The sequence below is a fragment of the Serratia sp. A07 genome, from assembly GCF_058725505.1.
The window spans coordinates 369,751-384,076 of the sequence record NZ_JBZXDO010000001.1; the positions used below are offsets into that span (position 1 = coordinate 369,751).

General features: G+C 55.9%; 14 protein-coding genes. 2 read left to right on the forward strand and 12 right to left on the reverse strand.

What is annotated here, in order from left to right:
• Positions 1-43 precede the first annotated feature (43 nt).
• Positions 44-547, reverse strand: coding sequence for a fimbrial protein (locus AC4PR2_RS01825; protein ID WP_100396941.1), 504 nt, complete (start codon positions 545-547; stop codon positions 44-46).
• Positions 548-675: 128 nt separating this feature from the next.
• Positions 676-1,200, reverse strand: a complete 525-nt coding sequence (locus AC4PR2_RS01830; RefSeq protein WP_060420481.1) for a fimbrial protein — start codon at positions 1,198-1,200, stop codon at positions 676-678.
• 773 nt (positions 1,201-1,973) lie between these two features.
• Here AC4PR2_RS01830 and AC4PR2_RS01835 point away from each other — a divergent pair.
• Positions 1,974-2,237: a FaeA/PapI family transcriptional regulator gene (locus AC4PR2_RS01835; RefSeq protein ID WP_060420478.1), complete on the forward strand. Its 264-nt coding sequence runs from the start codon at positions 1,974-1,976 to the stop codon at positions 2,235-2,237.
• 56 nt (positions 2,238-2,293) lie between these two features.
• On the opposite strand, the gene AC4PR2_RS01840 is transcribed toward AC4PR2_RS01835, so the two are convergent.
• From AC4PR2_RS01840 to AC4PR2_RS01885, 10 genes are all read right to left on the reverse strand, one after another.
• Entirely contained in the window at positions 2,294-3,727 is a 1,434-nt protein-coding gene (locus AC4PR2_RS01840; protein ID WP_492174851.1) for an EmmdR/YeeO family multidrug/toxin efflux MATE transporter, read from the reverse strand.
• 114 nt (positions 3,728-3,841) lie between these two features.
• Positions 3,842-4,240: a type II secretion system pilot lipoprotein GspS gene (gene gspS / locus AC4PR2_RS01845; RefSeq protein ID WP_060420474.1), complete on the reverse strand. Its 399-nt coding sequence runs from the start codon at positions 4,238-4,240 to the stop codon at positions 3,842-3,844.
• An 86-nt stretch (positions 4,241-4,326) separates the two neighbouring features.
• Positions 4,327-4,527 (reverse strand): hypothetical protein, encoded by a 201-nt coding sequence (locus tag AC4PR2_RS01850; RefSeq protein WP_016927170.1) that lies wholly within the window; start codon positions 4,525-4,527, stop codon positions 4,327-4,329.
• Between the two features lie 95 nt (positions 4,528-4,622).
• Positions 4,623-6,740 carry an ABC transporter transmembrane domain-containing protein gene (locus AC4PR2_RS01855; RefSeq protein WP_197802945.1) on the reverse strand — a complete coding sequence of 706 codons (2,118 nt, stop codon included), beginning with the start codon at positions 6,738-6,740 and terminating at the stop codon, positions 4,623-4,625.
• Positions 6,727-8,022: an HlyD family secretion protein gene (locus AC4PR2_RS01860; RefSeq protein ID WP_492174859.1), complete on the reverse strand. Its 1,296-nt coding sequence runs from the start codon at positions 8,020-8,022 to the stop codon at positions 6,727-6,729. The genes AC4PR2_RS01855 and AC4PR2_RS01860 overlap by 14 nt, the downstream gene beginning before the upstream one ends.
• A 73-nt stretch (positions 8,023-8,095) precedes the next feature.
• Positions 8,096-8,455 (reverse strand): hypothetical protein, encoded by a 360-nt coding sequence (locus AC4PR2_RS01865; protein WP_492174852.1) that lies wholly within the window; start codon positions 8,453-8,455, stop codon positions 8,096-8,098.
• 136 nt (positions 8,456-8,591) lie between these two features.
• Positions 8,592-9,533, reverse strand: coding sequence for a fimbrial protein (locus AC4PR2_RS01870; protein ID WP_060420468.1), 942 nt, complete (start codon positions 9,531-9,533; stop codon positions 8,592-8,594).
• A 43-nt stretch (positions 9,534-9,576) separates the two neighbouring features.
• Positions 9,577-12,159: a fimbria/pilus outer membrane usher protein gene (locus AC4PR2_RS01875; RefSeq protein WP_197802947.1), complete on the reverse strand. Its 2,583-nt coding sequence runs from the start codon at positions 12,157-12,159 to the stop codon at positions 9,577-9,579.
• A gap of 56 nt (positions 12,160-12,215) precedes the next feature.
• Positions 12,216-12,899 (reverse strand): fimbrial biogenesis chaperone, encoded by a 684-nt coding sequence (locus tag AC4PR2_RS01880; RefSeq protein WP_084827581.1) that lies wholly within the window; start codon positions 12,897-12,899, stop codon positions 12,216-12,218.
• Positions 12,900-12,955: 56 nt separating this feature from the next.
• The gene (locus tag AC4PR2_RS01885) at positions 12,956-13,495 is read right to left on the reverse strand and encodes a fimbrial protein (RefSeq protein ID WP_038872246.1); all 540 of its coding nucleotides are present in this window, start codon (positions 13,493-13,495) and stop codon (positions 12,956-12,958) included.
• 132 nt (positions 13,496-13,627) lie between these two features.
• Here AC4PR2_RS01885 and istA point away from each other — a divergent pair.
• The coding region (istA, locus tag AC4PR2_RS01890) for an IS21 family transposase (RefSeq protein WP_492174860.1) at positions 13,628-14,326 on the forward strand (699 nt) is incomplete at its 3' end.

Below are 14,326 nucleotides of genomic sequence, written 5' to 3' on the forward strand. Positions count from 1 at the left end.
TATCGTATAATTCTGGCGTTGCGGCTCGCCGCAATCGCAGCGCTCAGTAATAATCCAGCTTAAAACGCACGGCGGAAAAATAATTCCCTGCACGCATCGGTTGATTATTGGCAACCAGCTTTATGGAATAATTAAGCGACATGCTGCCTGGCGTTATATCGCCAAGCGGCAACGGCCGACCTGGCGCGGCAATATTCCCCAGGCCATCGGATATTTGCAGCGCGATGCCTTTCGCTTCGCCGTGCACGCCGAATAAATCGCCCTCGGCATCACCGTCGAAAACCACCTGAAACTGCCGCCAGTCCGGTAAATTCGGCTTCGGGCGCTCAAGCGTGCAGTTGATTAATTCAATGGTGAAGGCATGTGTATTGCCCAAACCGTCACGCATCATATTTCCCGTCGGCATTACGGCCATATCGATAGTCTGTTCGCGGCTGCCGGCGGCGATCGCGCAAGCGGTATCAATAATGGCTCCTTGCATATTTACGCGCCCCCAGCCTTGAGAGCTGGGCGCCGCCGACACGGCCGGGCTCATCAGCGTGGCCATCAATATGCAAGGAGACACTAAAGGGTGAATAAATCGGCGCACTGAACCTCCTGACAACTGCCCTTCCATCTTGGAAAAATGCATGCGGGGAACCCCCGCATGCAAAAAGTCACGCCAATGGCGCAGGCTTACTGGTAAGCCAGCTTGAAGTCGGCTACGGCGGTGAAATCACCCGGAACCACGCTGGCGGAAGCGCCGTCGCCCTGCAGGTAAGCCGCAAAGCGCAGCGTGTTGGTACCGGCACCCAGGTTATGCGGAGCCGTGGCGGTGCCCAGCTTGATCGGATTGCTGGCGGTGTCGGTGATGGCGATGCTGGCGCCGCTGGCGGTGCCGACGATGCCCAGCAGATCCTTGTTGGCGGCAGAGGCTTTGCCTTCGAAGGTGGTCGTGACGGTTTTCAGCGTCGAGTTGTCGCACTGTTCCAGTTTGATATCGAACTGGCGTGGCGCCGATTTGCCGCCATTTTTCAACGCAACGTTGGAAACCTGGCCCATATCCACGGTCTGGTCCACGGTCTCAGGAGAAATGGAGCAAGGCGCATCAATAATGGAACCGGTAAACGTCACTTTGCCATGCCCCTGATCGCCGGCATGCGCCAGAGAAGAAACGCCAAACGCCAGAGCCGCTGCCAGCATGATTTTGTTCAGTTTCATAATTCACTTATTCCTTTAATTTATGTAAAAGCGCAGGATCGCTCCCGTTCCTTTAACAGTTATTTATATAATCCAGAATGAAAACGGTATTATCCGCAGACAAAGCAAACCCTCACGATAATTAAATCGCGTATTTTATTTCATCATTACCCATTTTAGGTATTCAGCAAAACTCACGCTGACGAGAAAGAAAAAAATCAAATCTTTAAATTTCCACAAAATTTACTACCCATCATGAAAATTACACTAAGATTTAACTTATTCGCTTGTCTTGGCCCGAATATTGTTACAAAAACCGCGACAATTTGAAAAGTCATTTCCGGCAAAAGCAATAAATACGAGATATAAGCCCAAAAACCACAGGGCAAATATATTTTTGCGAAACAACAGATCGTAAAATTAACAACGCCAGTCAATTATCTCGTAAAATATATATCACGCGACATTATTGATCGCCTTTTTTCTATTTGCGTTATAATGATCCGGAAAAGGAAAGGGAGGCTTATCAATTCGGTCCGGTAAAAACCGGCACCGGGCAGTAAATAATGGAGAAAAGATATGAATTACAGCCATTACATACAGCAGGCTGAGCATTTAGCCACCCCGTTACCCCTTCTGATCGGTGAGTGCCGCGGGATTATCGCAACGGAAATATCGGGTTCAGGCAGGCGTTCGCGACCGGTTCAAGAAGGGTATTGCCGGAACAGAGCATTATTGTCCGGGAGACGCTTACCGTTATATCAAAACTCGGCTGAGGCTTAAGGGAGGCTGACATGATAAAACGCACGCCAAAACAACAAGAATTACAAAACCTGCAGCAGCATTTATTAACCACGCTGCACCGCCTCTGCCCTGTGGCCAACGGTGCGGCCCCCCCGCCCCCCGGCGAGTGGCCCACCACTCGCCAGCTGGCCGAGTCTAACGACATCACCATCTATCAGGCGCGCAACCTGCTGTTGAATCTGGCCGGCCGGGGCAAAGTGTTGGTCACGCCGGGGCCGGTCAATAAGTCGTTGCGCTGGTACCCTTCCCTCTGAACGCGTTTTTCCTGCCGGTGTCCCCCAGGCTACCGGCAGGCTTCGCACGGACGAGACTATCCGGCGTCCGTGCGCCTGACCCGCGGATATTTCCACAGCCAGCGCCCGCTGACCATGCGCCAGTAAAACAAAGCGCCGCGCACCGCCCAATCGAGAAACATCCCCAGCCAGACGCCCACCACGCCCATGCCCAGTTCAATGCCCAGCACATAGCCGGCCACCACGCGGCAGCCCCACATGCCCAGCATCGTCACCCACATGGCGAAGCGGGCGTCGCGCGCGCCTTTCAGCCCGGCGGGCAACACCCAGGAAGCAGCCCAGATCGGCATAAAGGCGGCGTTGAGCCAGATGAGGGTTTTCACTACCGTTTTTACGTCATCCTGCGAGGTATAGAACGCGGCAAAGACACCGGCCAGCGGCGCCGTGCCCCAGGCGATGGCGGTCAGCCCGAGGGTCGACAGCCAGAAAATATGGCGCAGCTGCCGCTCCGCCTGGCCGATCTCGCCTTTGCCGAGCCGCCGCCCCACGATGATGGTCGAGGCAGAGCCCAGCGCGTTGCCCGGCAAGTTGATCAGCGAAGCGATAGAAAAAGCGATGAAGTTGCCGGCGATCACGTTGGTGCCCATGCCGGCGACGAACATCTGCGTCAGCAGCTTGCCGCCGTTGAACAGCACCGATTCGACGCTGGCGGGAATGCCGATCCCCAGCACTTCCCACAGGATGCTCATCTTCAGCGGCGTGAAATAGCTTTTCAGCGTGATGTGCAGCGCCGGGTTAAAACCGATCGCCAGCACATAGAGAATGGCGATGGCACCGATATAGCGGGAAATCGTCAGCCCCAGCCCGGCGCCGACGAAGCCCAGCCCGTGCCAGCCGAGCCCGCCGTAAATCAGAATGCTGCTGATGATGATATTGAGGATATTCATGCCGCCGTTGATCAGCAGCGGGATCTTGGTGTTGCCCGCGCCGCGCAATGCGCCGCTGCCAATCAGCGCAATCGCCGCCGCCGGGTAGCTCCACACCGTGGTCTGCAGGTAAGAGAGCGCCAGCGCCTTCACCTCCGGCGAGGCCGCCCCGGCGATCACATCGATGATCGGTTCGCCCGCCAGATGGATGCCTGCCGCCAACAGCAGCGCCACGCCGGTCATCAAGACCAGGGACTGACGCGCCGCCGCGCGCGCCCGCCGACGATCGCGCTTGCCGAGGCTGAAGGCCACCACCACGGTGGTGCCGAGATCTACCGCGGCGAAAAAGGCGATGATCACCATGTTGAAGCTGTCCGCCAGCCCCACCCCGGCCATCGCCTCTTTACCGAGCCAGCTCACCAGAAAGGTGCTCAGCACCCCCATCAACAGAACGCAGGCGTTCTCCAGAAAAATGGGCACCGCCAGCGGCGTGATTTCGCGCCAGAACAGCACGCGGTAGCTTTTCCGTTTGGCGTACCAGGGCGTATTTTCCACGCGCTGACTCAGGGCGGCATACAGGTTCAAGGTGGGCTCGATGGATAAAAGTGAAACATCATTTCAAATGATGAGCGATAAATCGTTATCCTGCAAAGAATTTTTGGGCGCCCGCGACGAGCGCCCGAAAGGCACACCGTCGCGCTACTCCATGTAGTCTTCCTGATCGGCCTGCGCCGCCGCGATAAAGCGTGCGGTGCTGCGGCTGAGCGTGGTGCATTTGTCCGTCAGCAGCTGATTGTCCTGCTGCAGAGTCAGGTAGCGCGCCTGGGTGAGCGCCGGCAGCTGCCGATACCCTGCCGCCTGCGTATCCCAGCCGCGATGCTGCGCCGCTCGCATCGCGGTGCGTTGCAATTTGACATCGTCCGGCACATCGCTGCGCCCGCAGTCCACGCGCAGGAAGTGCCCGCCGGCCAGCATCGAAGCGATGTGATCCAACTGCGCCTGCAGCGGCGGCGTCGGTTTATGCGCCGTTTGCTGACAGCCTGCCAGCAGCAGCAACGCCACCGCGCCGCAAAGAGAAGTGCGAAACAGAGTAGACATGGGAGCTCCCGGAAAACCTGTGGGTGATGCAATGATCTTAGGTGAGCGGATGCCGGGCGGCAAGGCGAGCAGCACGCGCTGAACGCTTAACGCCGACCGCTGCTGACCTTGGTGGCGCGGGCGGGGTTGCCGGCGACGAACTCCAGCGTGGGGGAATAGTAAAACGGCAGCCAGGCGTTATAGCCGCTCTCCCACTCCCATTTGACCGGGCAGGGCCACAGCATGTCTTCATGCAGGATGTAATAGATCCACCGCCCGGGCGGACGGCGCGGTTTGCGCATTTTCATAGCGAGTACGGCGGCCTGATGGCGTGCGATAAGGTCAACTGCTGCATTTTACCGCGATTTTGGCCGCGGGGACAGCCTGGGTTGCCGGGCGAGCGTTAGCCGCCGCTCGCGGCCCCCAGCGCCACCACCCTATCCGCCGAGTCGATCGTCGATTTTCTGTGGGCGACAATCACGCGCGTGATATTCAGCGAAGATATCGCCCGATTGATCGCCAATTCATTCTCAACGTCCAGATGGCTGGTCGCTTCATCCATAAACAGCACGCTTGGTCGCCGGTAGAGGGCGCGTGCAATAAACAGACGTTGCTTTTGCCCGCCGGAGATGCCGTTGCCCAACTCGCCGATCAGGGTTTCGTAGCCCATCGGCATCTGCATGATTTCATCGTGGATATTGCTGTGTATCGCGCAGGCCATGATCAGCTCTTTATTGGCATTGACCTCAAACCCGCTGATGTTTTCCGCAATGGACCCGGAGAACAGCCGGTCGTCCTGCAGCACGCAGGCGATCGCGTTACGGTAGTTATTCACCCCTACTTTATGGATATCCATCGCGTCGGCCAAAACCTGGCCGGAAGTGGGGCTGAGCAAACCGCACATCACCTTCAGCAAGGTGGTCTTGCCCGCGCCGGAGGCGCCCACGACGGCCACGCTTTCGCCGGCCGCAATGCGCATATTCAGGTCTTTGAAGATCGGCCGCGACAGCGCGTCATATTGATACGTAAGATTTTTTACCTCAATGGCAATCCCCGTGCCCGAGGGGAAAACCTGTCGCGGCGCGGACTCCGCCTCCGCATCGGTAAAGACGATGTCAGATATCCTCTCATTGTGCAGCGACAGCATGCGCAGGCCGATCGCCAGATCGATCAGGCTGGAAGCCCGCTGCGAGAACTGGCCGCGATAGGCGTTGAACGCCATGAACATGCCGAGCGTCATAGAATTGTCGATGACCATCATGGCGCCGAGCCAAAGTATCGCCACCTGATCGAGCGTGGTGATAAAGGTATTGATCCCGCCGAACATCATATTGAAACGGGTGATTTTGATATTGGTATTGGCGGCATCGACATTCAAATTGAGCCAATAGCTGGAGCGCGTTTCCTTGATGCCCAGCGCTTTGACCGTGGAAATACCGTACAGCGTCTCCATGAAGTGCGAGTTCGCCTTGGCCGCCTTGACGATTTGTTCCTCCGAGAATTGGCGGTAGGTGCGGTAGGTCATCATCCTGATGAGGATGTAGACCAGGGTGAAGCCTGACACCACCCAGACCAGCCAGCCGCCATAGACCATCATCATCACGAACAAGCCGACTGTCATGATGCCGTCGATGATCCCGCCGACGATATTATTGGTAAAGGTGGTTCTGATCGCATCCAATGAGGAAAACCGCGATTGGATATCCCCCAGGTGCCGTTTCTCGAAAAAGTCCAGCGGCAGCTTCAGCAAATGTTCGAACAGCGTCGTCTTCCACTGGATATCGGTCAGCGTCCCCAGCACGATGGAAATCCAGGCCCTGGCGATGCTGACCACGGCGCGAAACAGGGTGAAGAAGATCAACCCCAAACAGATGACCGTCAGCAAGCTGTAGTCATGCGCCTGAATGACATGGTCGGTCACGAGCTGGGTCCCCACGGGCAGCAGCAGGTTGACCGACTCGATGACGAGCGATAAGGCAAAAATCTTGAGCAGCGTTCCCGGCAGCCCCTCGATATTTTTCATCAAATCCAGCAGGCGTAAACGGGTCTTTAAGGTCTCTTGCTGAAAAGCCTTGTCGGGCCACAGCTCCAGCGCAATGCCGGTAAAATGGTTCGACATCTCTTGCAGGCCAATCACTCGGCGCCCGAAGGCAGGGTCGTGAATCACAAAGCCCGCGCGCTGAACCTTAACCAGCACCACGAAATGGTTCATGTTCCAATGCAATACGCAGGGCGTTTTCAGCTGATTGATTTCATCGATGTCCAGCGACAAGGCCCGCGTCTTCAGCTGAATTTGCGCCGCGATTTGTGACAGGGTGCCCAGGGTCGCGCCCTGGGTGGAAATGCCGAATCGCTGCCGCAGGCTCAGCATATCCACATTAAATCCGTAATAAGAAGAGATCATCGCGAGGCAGGCCAGGCCGCACTCCGACGACTCCGACTGCAAGATGCTCGGCACCCGTTTACGCAGAGAGAACGTTAACTTTTCGTTGATCCGTTCAAAAAGATTATGATCCTTCATCGACTCTCCCCACTACGCTGTTTTTTATGTCATACAAAGGCGCGACCGCCCATTGATAAAGCGGTTTCTTATCCAGGAACACAATCACCCTGGCCTGCAGCCCACTGCTGATCTCCAGATATTTCCCTTTGTCGCTGAATTGCGTGTCGCTGATGGACGCCAACACTTTGTAGTAGGCGTTTCGCTCCCTTTTATTGCCGCTGCTGTATTCCGCCATCTCCTGCGGAGAAGCCGGAACCGAAGAGATGGATTCAATGCGCCCCGGAAACTGGCCGAACTTGTCCGAGGGAAAAGCCTCGTAGCGAATGTTGATGCCATCGCCGATTTTCACGTAGGGCAAACTGTTATTCGGCAGCCACAACACCAGATAATATTTGATGTTCTCAATCGGCTTGATCTGTGCCAGGCTGCTGCCGCTCTCGACCACCTGCCCGGCGGTCACGCTCAGCGACTCGATTTTCCCCTTCAGCGGCGCCTTGATAATCACCTGGTCGCCGGCGTTGGATTCCGCCAATTGGCGTTGCAGCTCGCTGCGTTGCGATTCGCTTTGCGATATTTGATTGTCGTAATCGGCGGCGCGAATCAGCAGATCGCTGCGCAGCTGCGACAGCTGGATATTCTGCTGAATCTTTTGGCTGTTGAGCGCCTGATAGGAACTCTGCTGTTGCTGAAAGAGCGAACGCTGATAATTCAGCTGATCCTTGGTAATCAGCCCTTTCGTCAGGTAATGCTCATAGTTTTTCAAACTCTCCCTCATTTTTTCCATGCCGTCTCTGGCACTGAGGTTAAGTTTTTCCGTTTCTTTATACGCTATCTCATAGCTGTCGATCTGTTTTCTCAGGTTCTCCAGCATCGCGTCTTTGTTTTTTTTCAGCTTGCTGATGATCGAATCCAGATTGCCGATCTGCTTGTTGATTTCACCCGCGGCAATATGGCTGACATTACCCGAGGCCGTGCTTCTGGAAACATCGATGATATACAGCGGCTCGTCTTTTTCCACCACATCACCGGCCTGGTGGAAAGACCGATTCACATAGCCATATTGGGAAGAAAAAACGTTCGTCGAATGCGGAATGCTGATCACCTCCCCCTCGACATCCACCCTGCGCGTATATTCACAAAAATAGAGCGCGCTCGCCAAAATAAGAATAAAACCGAGGCACGTCACGGCAATCACAGAGCTGGACGCGCCGGAAATCAGCAGCGCTCTGCCGGTCCATCTTTGACGTTGATAATTGACCGCCTCCTGGCGGAAAATATTTCTGCTCTTATTATCACTCATAGGAAGACCTGCGCATGCCTGACCGAGAGACAGCCGCAGCGCGAGCGCTGCGGCCTTGGACAGCAATATTGATTTAGCTGATGGTGCCGTTATTCAGCCCATCGAGGCCTTTTTTGGAGTATTCCAGGGTGGTATCCCAGCCAACAACGGCCGCGGCCACGCCGCTGGCCACGCCACCCAGAATACCCGCAGCGACCATGCCAACGCCCTGGCCAATGGAGCCGACGCCCAGCAGACCACCGCCGTCGCCGCCGTGCTTACCGCCGATGACGGCGCCCGCCATGCTGCCGACCGCGGCGCCCAAAGCAACGGACGAAACGGCTTCCGCGGCATTGGTGACGGCGCTGCCAATCAGGCCGGCCAGCCCATTGCTCATATCCCAGGAATAGGCGCCTGACACTTCATTCATTTCGATAACAGACAGTTCTTTCATTGGTTAATCTCCATATTTAAACGGACAAACACAGCCATACATGCGTGTTGTCATTGCATTGGCATCGGCCTGCAGCGCCGGATGCCACCAATAATGCCGCGGGAAAAGACGGCATTATATTTTTGATGCGGCTCCCTTAATTCTGCGTAATGGTGAATGTCATGACGGCATCGGCCTGCCCGGGGCTAATGTCCCCCGTCTGCTTATAACGCGCCATTAAGGGAATTCTGATCTCTTTTTCGGCAGCGGTGTGATAGTTAATCGGCCGGGAAAACGTGAGCGGATTACGGTTCTCGTCCAGGACCTCCACGGCAACGCCCTTTGCCGCATCAGAACCGTCGGCAATAGCGATCATGCCTACGCCCGGCGAATTTCCGGCCGCTTCAAACGTCACCTGTACCGGAATATTGTCTTCCTGGCATTGCAGGACCACGAAGAAGTTACGTTCGGAAGACACCGCGCTGCTGCCGACCCCATTAAATTCGCTGCGTTTTGGGCTACCTAAGTCCACCGTTTGATTTTTATAATTCAAATCCACCAGGCAGCTTTTCTGAATGACCTTCATGCCGGAAATGCTCAAGTCCAATACCGAGGTCGAGTCCAGATAATATCTGGCGATAATCTTCCCCCCCATATCACCGCCGGTTTTAATCGGGCCGGTTTTGATAAACGTCAGCCTGACATCATTGCGGTTGATCCACGGCGTCAGCAGGTTGGGCGAAATCGCCGTATTGAAAGGCACGTTCTTATTGCTCTGCCACAGGTCCGAAATCGTCACGCCTACGCCGTCGATGCCCGTTTCAAACACGCCGGGCAGCGCACTCGGCGTCAGCGGCGACAGGGAGCGATAGGCCACCGAGCCCGAGCAAAGAAAAGAAAACGTCGTGCCGCTGATGCTGTTTTCCGTACGGACAGCCAACTGTTCGCCGATTTCAATACGCGGATCCACGGCCAGCGTCAGCAACCCCATGCGGATGGTTTTCGCGTTGGTGGTACAGGTGCCGGCATACGCCACCGTCGTTAGCGTCGCCAGCCATAGCAGAGCGCCGTAACCGAATATCCTGATAAAAACGTTCATTTTCACTCTCACTTAACAAGTCATGATGGATACGGAGCGAGATCTATTGGCAAACGCCATCGAGGGTTTGGATCCCTGCTGCGGGTTTCTCCGCCGGCAGTTGATAGCTGATGCGGCACTGATGCTCGGCATTTCGCCCCCACTGCACGATGAGCCGGCCTTGTTCCGTCATGCCGGACAGATAAACCAACCCATCCCCACCAATCAGGAACGGCTGCGCCGAATGATCCGCATCGCGGACGCTGGCCCCCAGAGGGAGAGGCACCCCATGTGGATCCGTGACTCTCATCAGGATCCTTTTACCGACGTGCGCCTTGAAATTCGCCCGGCTTACCGCGCCGCGGGTAGGCGTGACCGACTGGTTGGTCAGCGCGAGATCGACATCATCCGGCAAACTCTCCACATCAAGACGAATCGAGTTGTTGCGATAAGGGGTGGCATAAGGAACGATGGCATAGCCGCGCCAGTCGGTTTTCACCCCGACCTGGTTGCCGACCGCCACATCGCTGGCGCCGGCCGCCGTCACCAGGGCGGCCGTCTCGCCAAAGGGCTGGCCGAAGGTGACGCCGTCTTCGTGGGCAATCACGCCCCCTTTCACGCCATAGTTGACGCGCTGTTGGCTGCGATCGTAAGCGTATCCCGCGACGAGTTCGCCGTAGGTGGCGCGCCAGTCAAGGTTGGCATTGCCGCTGTTGCCCTGGCCCTGATTGCCATACCCTTCCTGTACGCTCCAGTTGAGGTTGTTGCCGGCCAGCGCCGTGCCGTTGAGCCCCGCCGTATGGCTGGTATTGCCTTTTTGGCTGGTATTGAGGCTATAGGTGGCGTAGGTGTTGCTCAGCCATTTCTCTAATGGCACGCTGATATTGAAGGCAAACAGTTGGTCGCGATCGTAAATACGCCGTTGTCCCCGGTCTGAGTCACCGTAAATCGCCTGTGAATTACGGTTGTAGCTGTAGTTAAAACCGTAACTGATGCCATTCCAGCTATTGTTGTAACCCGCGCTCAGCGATTGCATGTTGCGCTCGGAATTCCAGTAATCTTCGCTGACCGCGCTGAGGGAAAGCGACCCCGCCCCCTCCCATAAATTCTGGTTGAGCGTAATCTCGGCGCGGTTTTTACGGCGGTCTGTCAGGGCGTAGCGGTTGCCGCTGCGGTAGGTGTCCAGCACTTCCTGTAGCCCATAATAGCCGCTGGTCGAATAGCGGTAGCCGGCAATGGCGAAGTTCGTGCCGGTCGCTACGATGTTTTTGCTGTAGCGCACGCGCCACGACTGGCCGTCGCTTTTCGGCTGATGTTCCTGTTTCGCCCAGGCCTGAGTCGCGTCCACCGACAGGGCGCCGAACTCGCCCAGGTTTTTACCCACCCCCAAGGCCAAGGATTGATACGGGCCGGCGAATTGCCCGCCGCCATAGAGGGTAAAGCCGGCCGGCAAGCCGTAAATCAGGCTGCCCTGCGAGAAAACCTTTTTCTCCACGCTGTGATCGTAAGTGCGGTATTGGCCGGACGTCAGCGCGTATTTCAGGCGCCCTTCGCGTTGCAATACCGGCAAGCTGGCAAAAGGCACGGTCATATGCTGTTCGCTGCCGTCCGCCTCTTTGATCGTCACGTCCAAATCGCCGCTGCCGCCGGTCGGATACATGTCAGAAATCTCGAATGCGCCCGGCGCGACATAACTCTGGTAGATGACATAACCGTTTTGGCGAATGACCACCTGCGCGTTGCTGCGCGCAATGCCGCGCACCACCGGCGCATAGCCGCGCAGGCTTTCCGGCAACATGTCGTCATCGGAGGCCAGCTGCGCGCCGCGAAACGACACGCTGTCAAACACATCGGACGGAGTGCTGCTTTCACCGAGCGTGAGCAAGCTCTTCAGGCTGATGATATTGCGCTGGGCGTAGGTATAGACGGTGTCCCAGCGATCTTCCGACTGCCGCCCGCCACCGCCGCTGTTGTAGCTCCAGGTGGTGTAATTCCGCACCCGCCAGGCCCCCAGATTGAAACCCGGCCGCAGGTTGAGGTAGTAACTGCTCGCGCTCTGGGTAAAACGATCGCGCCCCTTGCTGTTGCTGCCGGTGAAACCGTAGTTAAGCAGCATCGCCGGCATCCCTTCGTCCCACAGTTCGGGCGGTACATAGCCACGCACCCGATTTTCCAACGCCGCCTGGGGAATGCTCAGCACCAGCCGCTGGCGGTTAAATTGAAATTGCGCCGAGGCCTGCGGGATGGCGGCCAAATTCGCGCACTCTTCCGCGCGGTTCAATGCGGGAAACCGCTCGATCTTCACGCCGAGCCGTTGTAAATCCTCCCCCGTCAGGCAAGGCTGCAGGCCGGCTTTATCGTCGCCGCCGGGCTTGATGACAAACCGAACATCACGCGTCTCCATCAGCATGTCATTCACCCAAATATCCACCCGATACTTGCCGGGCACCTGGTTGCCGTTTTCAAACACCGACAGGTCAACAGGCTGTTGGCCCGAACGCCCCGTTTCCAGCAACGCTGGATTGAAATAGTCACGGGAAAAGGCAGGGTTGGCCATGTTGCCGCATACCGCCGTGGTTGCCGTGAATAAGACGATGCGCTTCAGCCAAGCATCCCGCTTCGCTGCTCTACGCTGACGAGTTATCATTCATTAGCTCCATTATTGAATTCGTTATTCCCTTCTGCCGCCCATCCCCTGGCGGGTTAAATACCTGACTGATGCTCCTTGCCCGTGCCGCCGTAGTCGTTAATTAATTTCCAACTGACCGACGACGCGCCAGAAACCGGCAATGAAAACATTTCACTGCTCATCGGCGCGATATAAGTCACCTCTTTCATTTCGCGCCCGCCGATGCGAACATAATGAAAATTCATATAATACGGCGTGGGGTTGGTGAGTTTTAATTCCTTGCCGACGCGCTGCCACGTCAACCGTTGAGTCACATCCTCGGGAACCTGTTTGAGCAGCGCCGCAGGGCGATAAATCAGTTTGAGGCGCGTTTTTACCGCGATTTGCAACGTGTTCGACTTACCCGTGTGTTCTGTCGAAGGAATGGACTTTATATTCATCCAATACAGGCTCTCTTTATCCTTCGGCAAGTCATCGCCGACGCGGACGATGCGCAGCATATTCTCCTGATGCCCATCCAGACGAAATAAAGGCGGCGTAATGATAAAGGCTATCTTATCCACGCCGCTCTGTTGATTATCCAGCCAGGACTGGATTAAATATGGCTCGTTGTCCGGGTTGTCGACGCTGATTGAGGCTTCTTTTTTTTCACCGTTAAAAATTACTCGCGTTCCACCGACAACCACACCGGCCTGCGCCGTAGAAAAAAATAATAATAAGATGAATCCCATTAGGGCACTGCAGCAATTAAACCGCATAATATTATCTCCGAGGCAATACGGCCCGCTGGAAACCAGCGGGCAAGAAAATATTATCAGTTGTAATTCAGCGTGAAGGTCGCGACGCTATTGGCTTTACCGGCAGTCACATCTGCAAGCGTGGAAATATAACGCGCGGTAAAATCAAGATTGTTTTTCACGCCGCTGCCGGAAGCCAGCGGATAGGCCGTTGAGGCCGTGTAAAGCGGAAGAACATTATTAGAAATATCAGACAGCTGGATGCCAACGCCCGTGGCGACATCCGTTTCCTGGGTCAGCTGCAATACGTTGTTGTCACCATTATCGGCCGCGCCGTCGAACTTAACGGTGGCGCTTTTTACCGTATCCGGACAATCCGTCACTTCCAGCGTAAATTTAGTCGCCGAGGAAGTGGATCCCTTGCCCCCCGCAAATGCCGTTCGGGCCACATCGCCCAGAACAACATTTAATGGATTACTCAAGTCATTTGTGACCTTGCACGCGGCATCAACAATATTCCCGGTAAAATTAACCTGCCCGTCTGCCGCCAGGGCCGGCAAAGCACTCGAAAAACTCGCCGCAACCAATGCCAACATAATCACTTTTTTTTCCATCATGGGTACTTTATCTGACGACAATTAATCTGGCCGGTTCGCGACAATTATTTTGGCCGGTTTGTAATCTGAGATCACAACCTACTCAATCGTGGAGATGTTGTGGCTCTTACCGACAAACAGGTCATTCTCTATATGAAAAATCGGAATAAAGGGGCGACTCAAGAAGTCGCCGCTGCCAGGAGCGGAGTCTCTGTTCGCTCAGCCCGACGGATCGACAAAGGTCAGCACCAACCTGTTGGCCAGCACCACTGGCGAACACGCAAAGATCCACTCGAGCCCGTTTGGCAAAACGAGATACAGCCGATGCTTGAACAGCAACCTGCTCTGACGCCGATCACTGTGCTTGAGCACCTGCAGGATTCACATCCAGGCCAATACCCCGATTCGATTCTGCGTACATTGCAACGTCGCATCAAAACCTGGAAGAGTCAGCACGGGGGTGAGAAAGAAGTCATGTTTATCCAGGAACATCAGCCTGGAGCACAGGCCTTCGTTGACTTCACCGAACTTAAAAGTATTGCCATCACCATCGCCGGCCAGCCGTTTCCCCATCGGCTGTTCCACCTCCGCCTGCCCTGGAGTCACTGGAGTTGGATGAGCGTTGTTCTCGGCGGTGAAAGCTACAGTGCGCTGGTTGAAGGAATGCAGAATGCCCTGCATCAACTGGGCGGTGTACCCGCAGAGATCCGCACCGACAGTTTGTCAGCGGCCTGGCGTCCACTGTCAGAGGGGGAACGAGCGCAACAGACGGCTCGCTATGCCGCCTTTTGCGAACACTATGGCGTATTGGCTTCGCATAATAATCCGGGAAAAGGCCACGAGAATGGCGCG

Excerpts from the sequence above, each read along its gene's own strand:
- AC4PR2_RS01860 (WP_492174859.1), bottom strand. The coding sequence starts at position 8,022 with ATGAGTGATAATAAGAGCAGAAATATTTTCCGCCAGGAGGCGGTCAAT.
- AC4PR2_RS01880 (WP_084827581.1), bottom strand. The coding sequence starts at position 12,899 with ATGCGGTTTAATTGCTGCAGTGCCCTAATGGGATTCATCTTATTATTA.
- AC4PR2_RS01825 (WP_100396941.1), bottom strand. The coding sequence starts at position 547 with ATGGCCACGCTGATGAGCCCGGCCGTGTCGGCGGCGCCCAGCTCTCAA.
- AC4PR2_RS01870 (WP_060420468.1), bottom strand. The coding sequence starts at position 9,533 with ATGAACGTTTTTATCAGGATATTCGGTTACGGCGCTCTGCTATGGCTG.
- AC4PR2_RS01835 (WP_060420478.1), top strand. The coding sequence starts at position 1,974 with ATGATAAAACGCACGCCAAAACAACAAGAATTACAAAACCTGCAGCAG.
- AC4PR2_RS01830 (WP_060420481.1), bottom strand. The coding sequence starts at position 1,200 with ATGAAACTGAACAAAATCATGCTGGCAGCGGCTCTGGCGTTTGGCGTT.
- AC4PR2_RS01885 (WP_038872246.1), bottom strand. The coding sequence starts at position 13,495 with ATGATGGAAAAAAAAGTGATTATGTTGGCATTGGTTGCGGCGAGTTTT.
- AC4PR2_RS01850 (WP_016927170.1), bottom strand. The coding sequence starts at position 4,527 with ATGAAAATGCGCAAACCGCGCCGTCCGCCCGGGCGGTGGATCTATTAC.
- AC4PR2_RS01855 (WP_197802945.1), bottom strand. The coding sequence starts at position 6,740 with ATGAAGGATCATAATCTTTTTGAACGGATCAACGAAAAGTTAACGTTC.
- AC4PR2_RS01865 (WP_492174852.1), bottom strand. The coding sequence starts at position 8,455 with ATGAAAGAACTGTCTGTTATCGAAATGAATGAAGTGTCAGGCGCCTAT.
- gspS (WP_060420474.1), bottom strand. The coding sequence starts at position 4,240 with ATGTCTACTCTGTTTCGCACTTCTCTTTGCGGCGCGGTGGCGTTGCTG.
- AC4PR2_RS01875 (WP_197802947.1), bottom strand. The coding sequence starts at position 12,159 with ATGATAACTCGTCAGCGTAGAGCAGCGAAGCGGGATGCTTGGCTGAAG.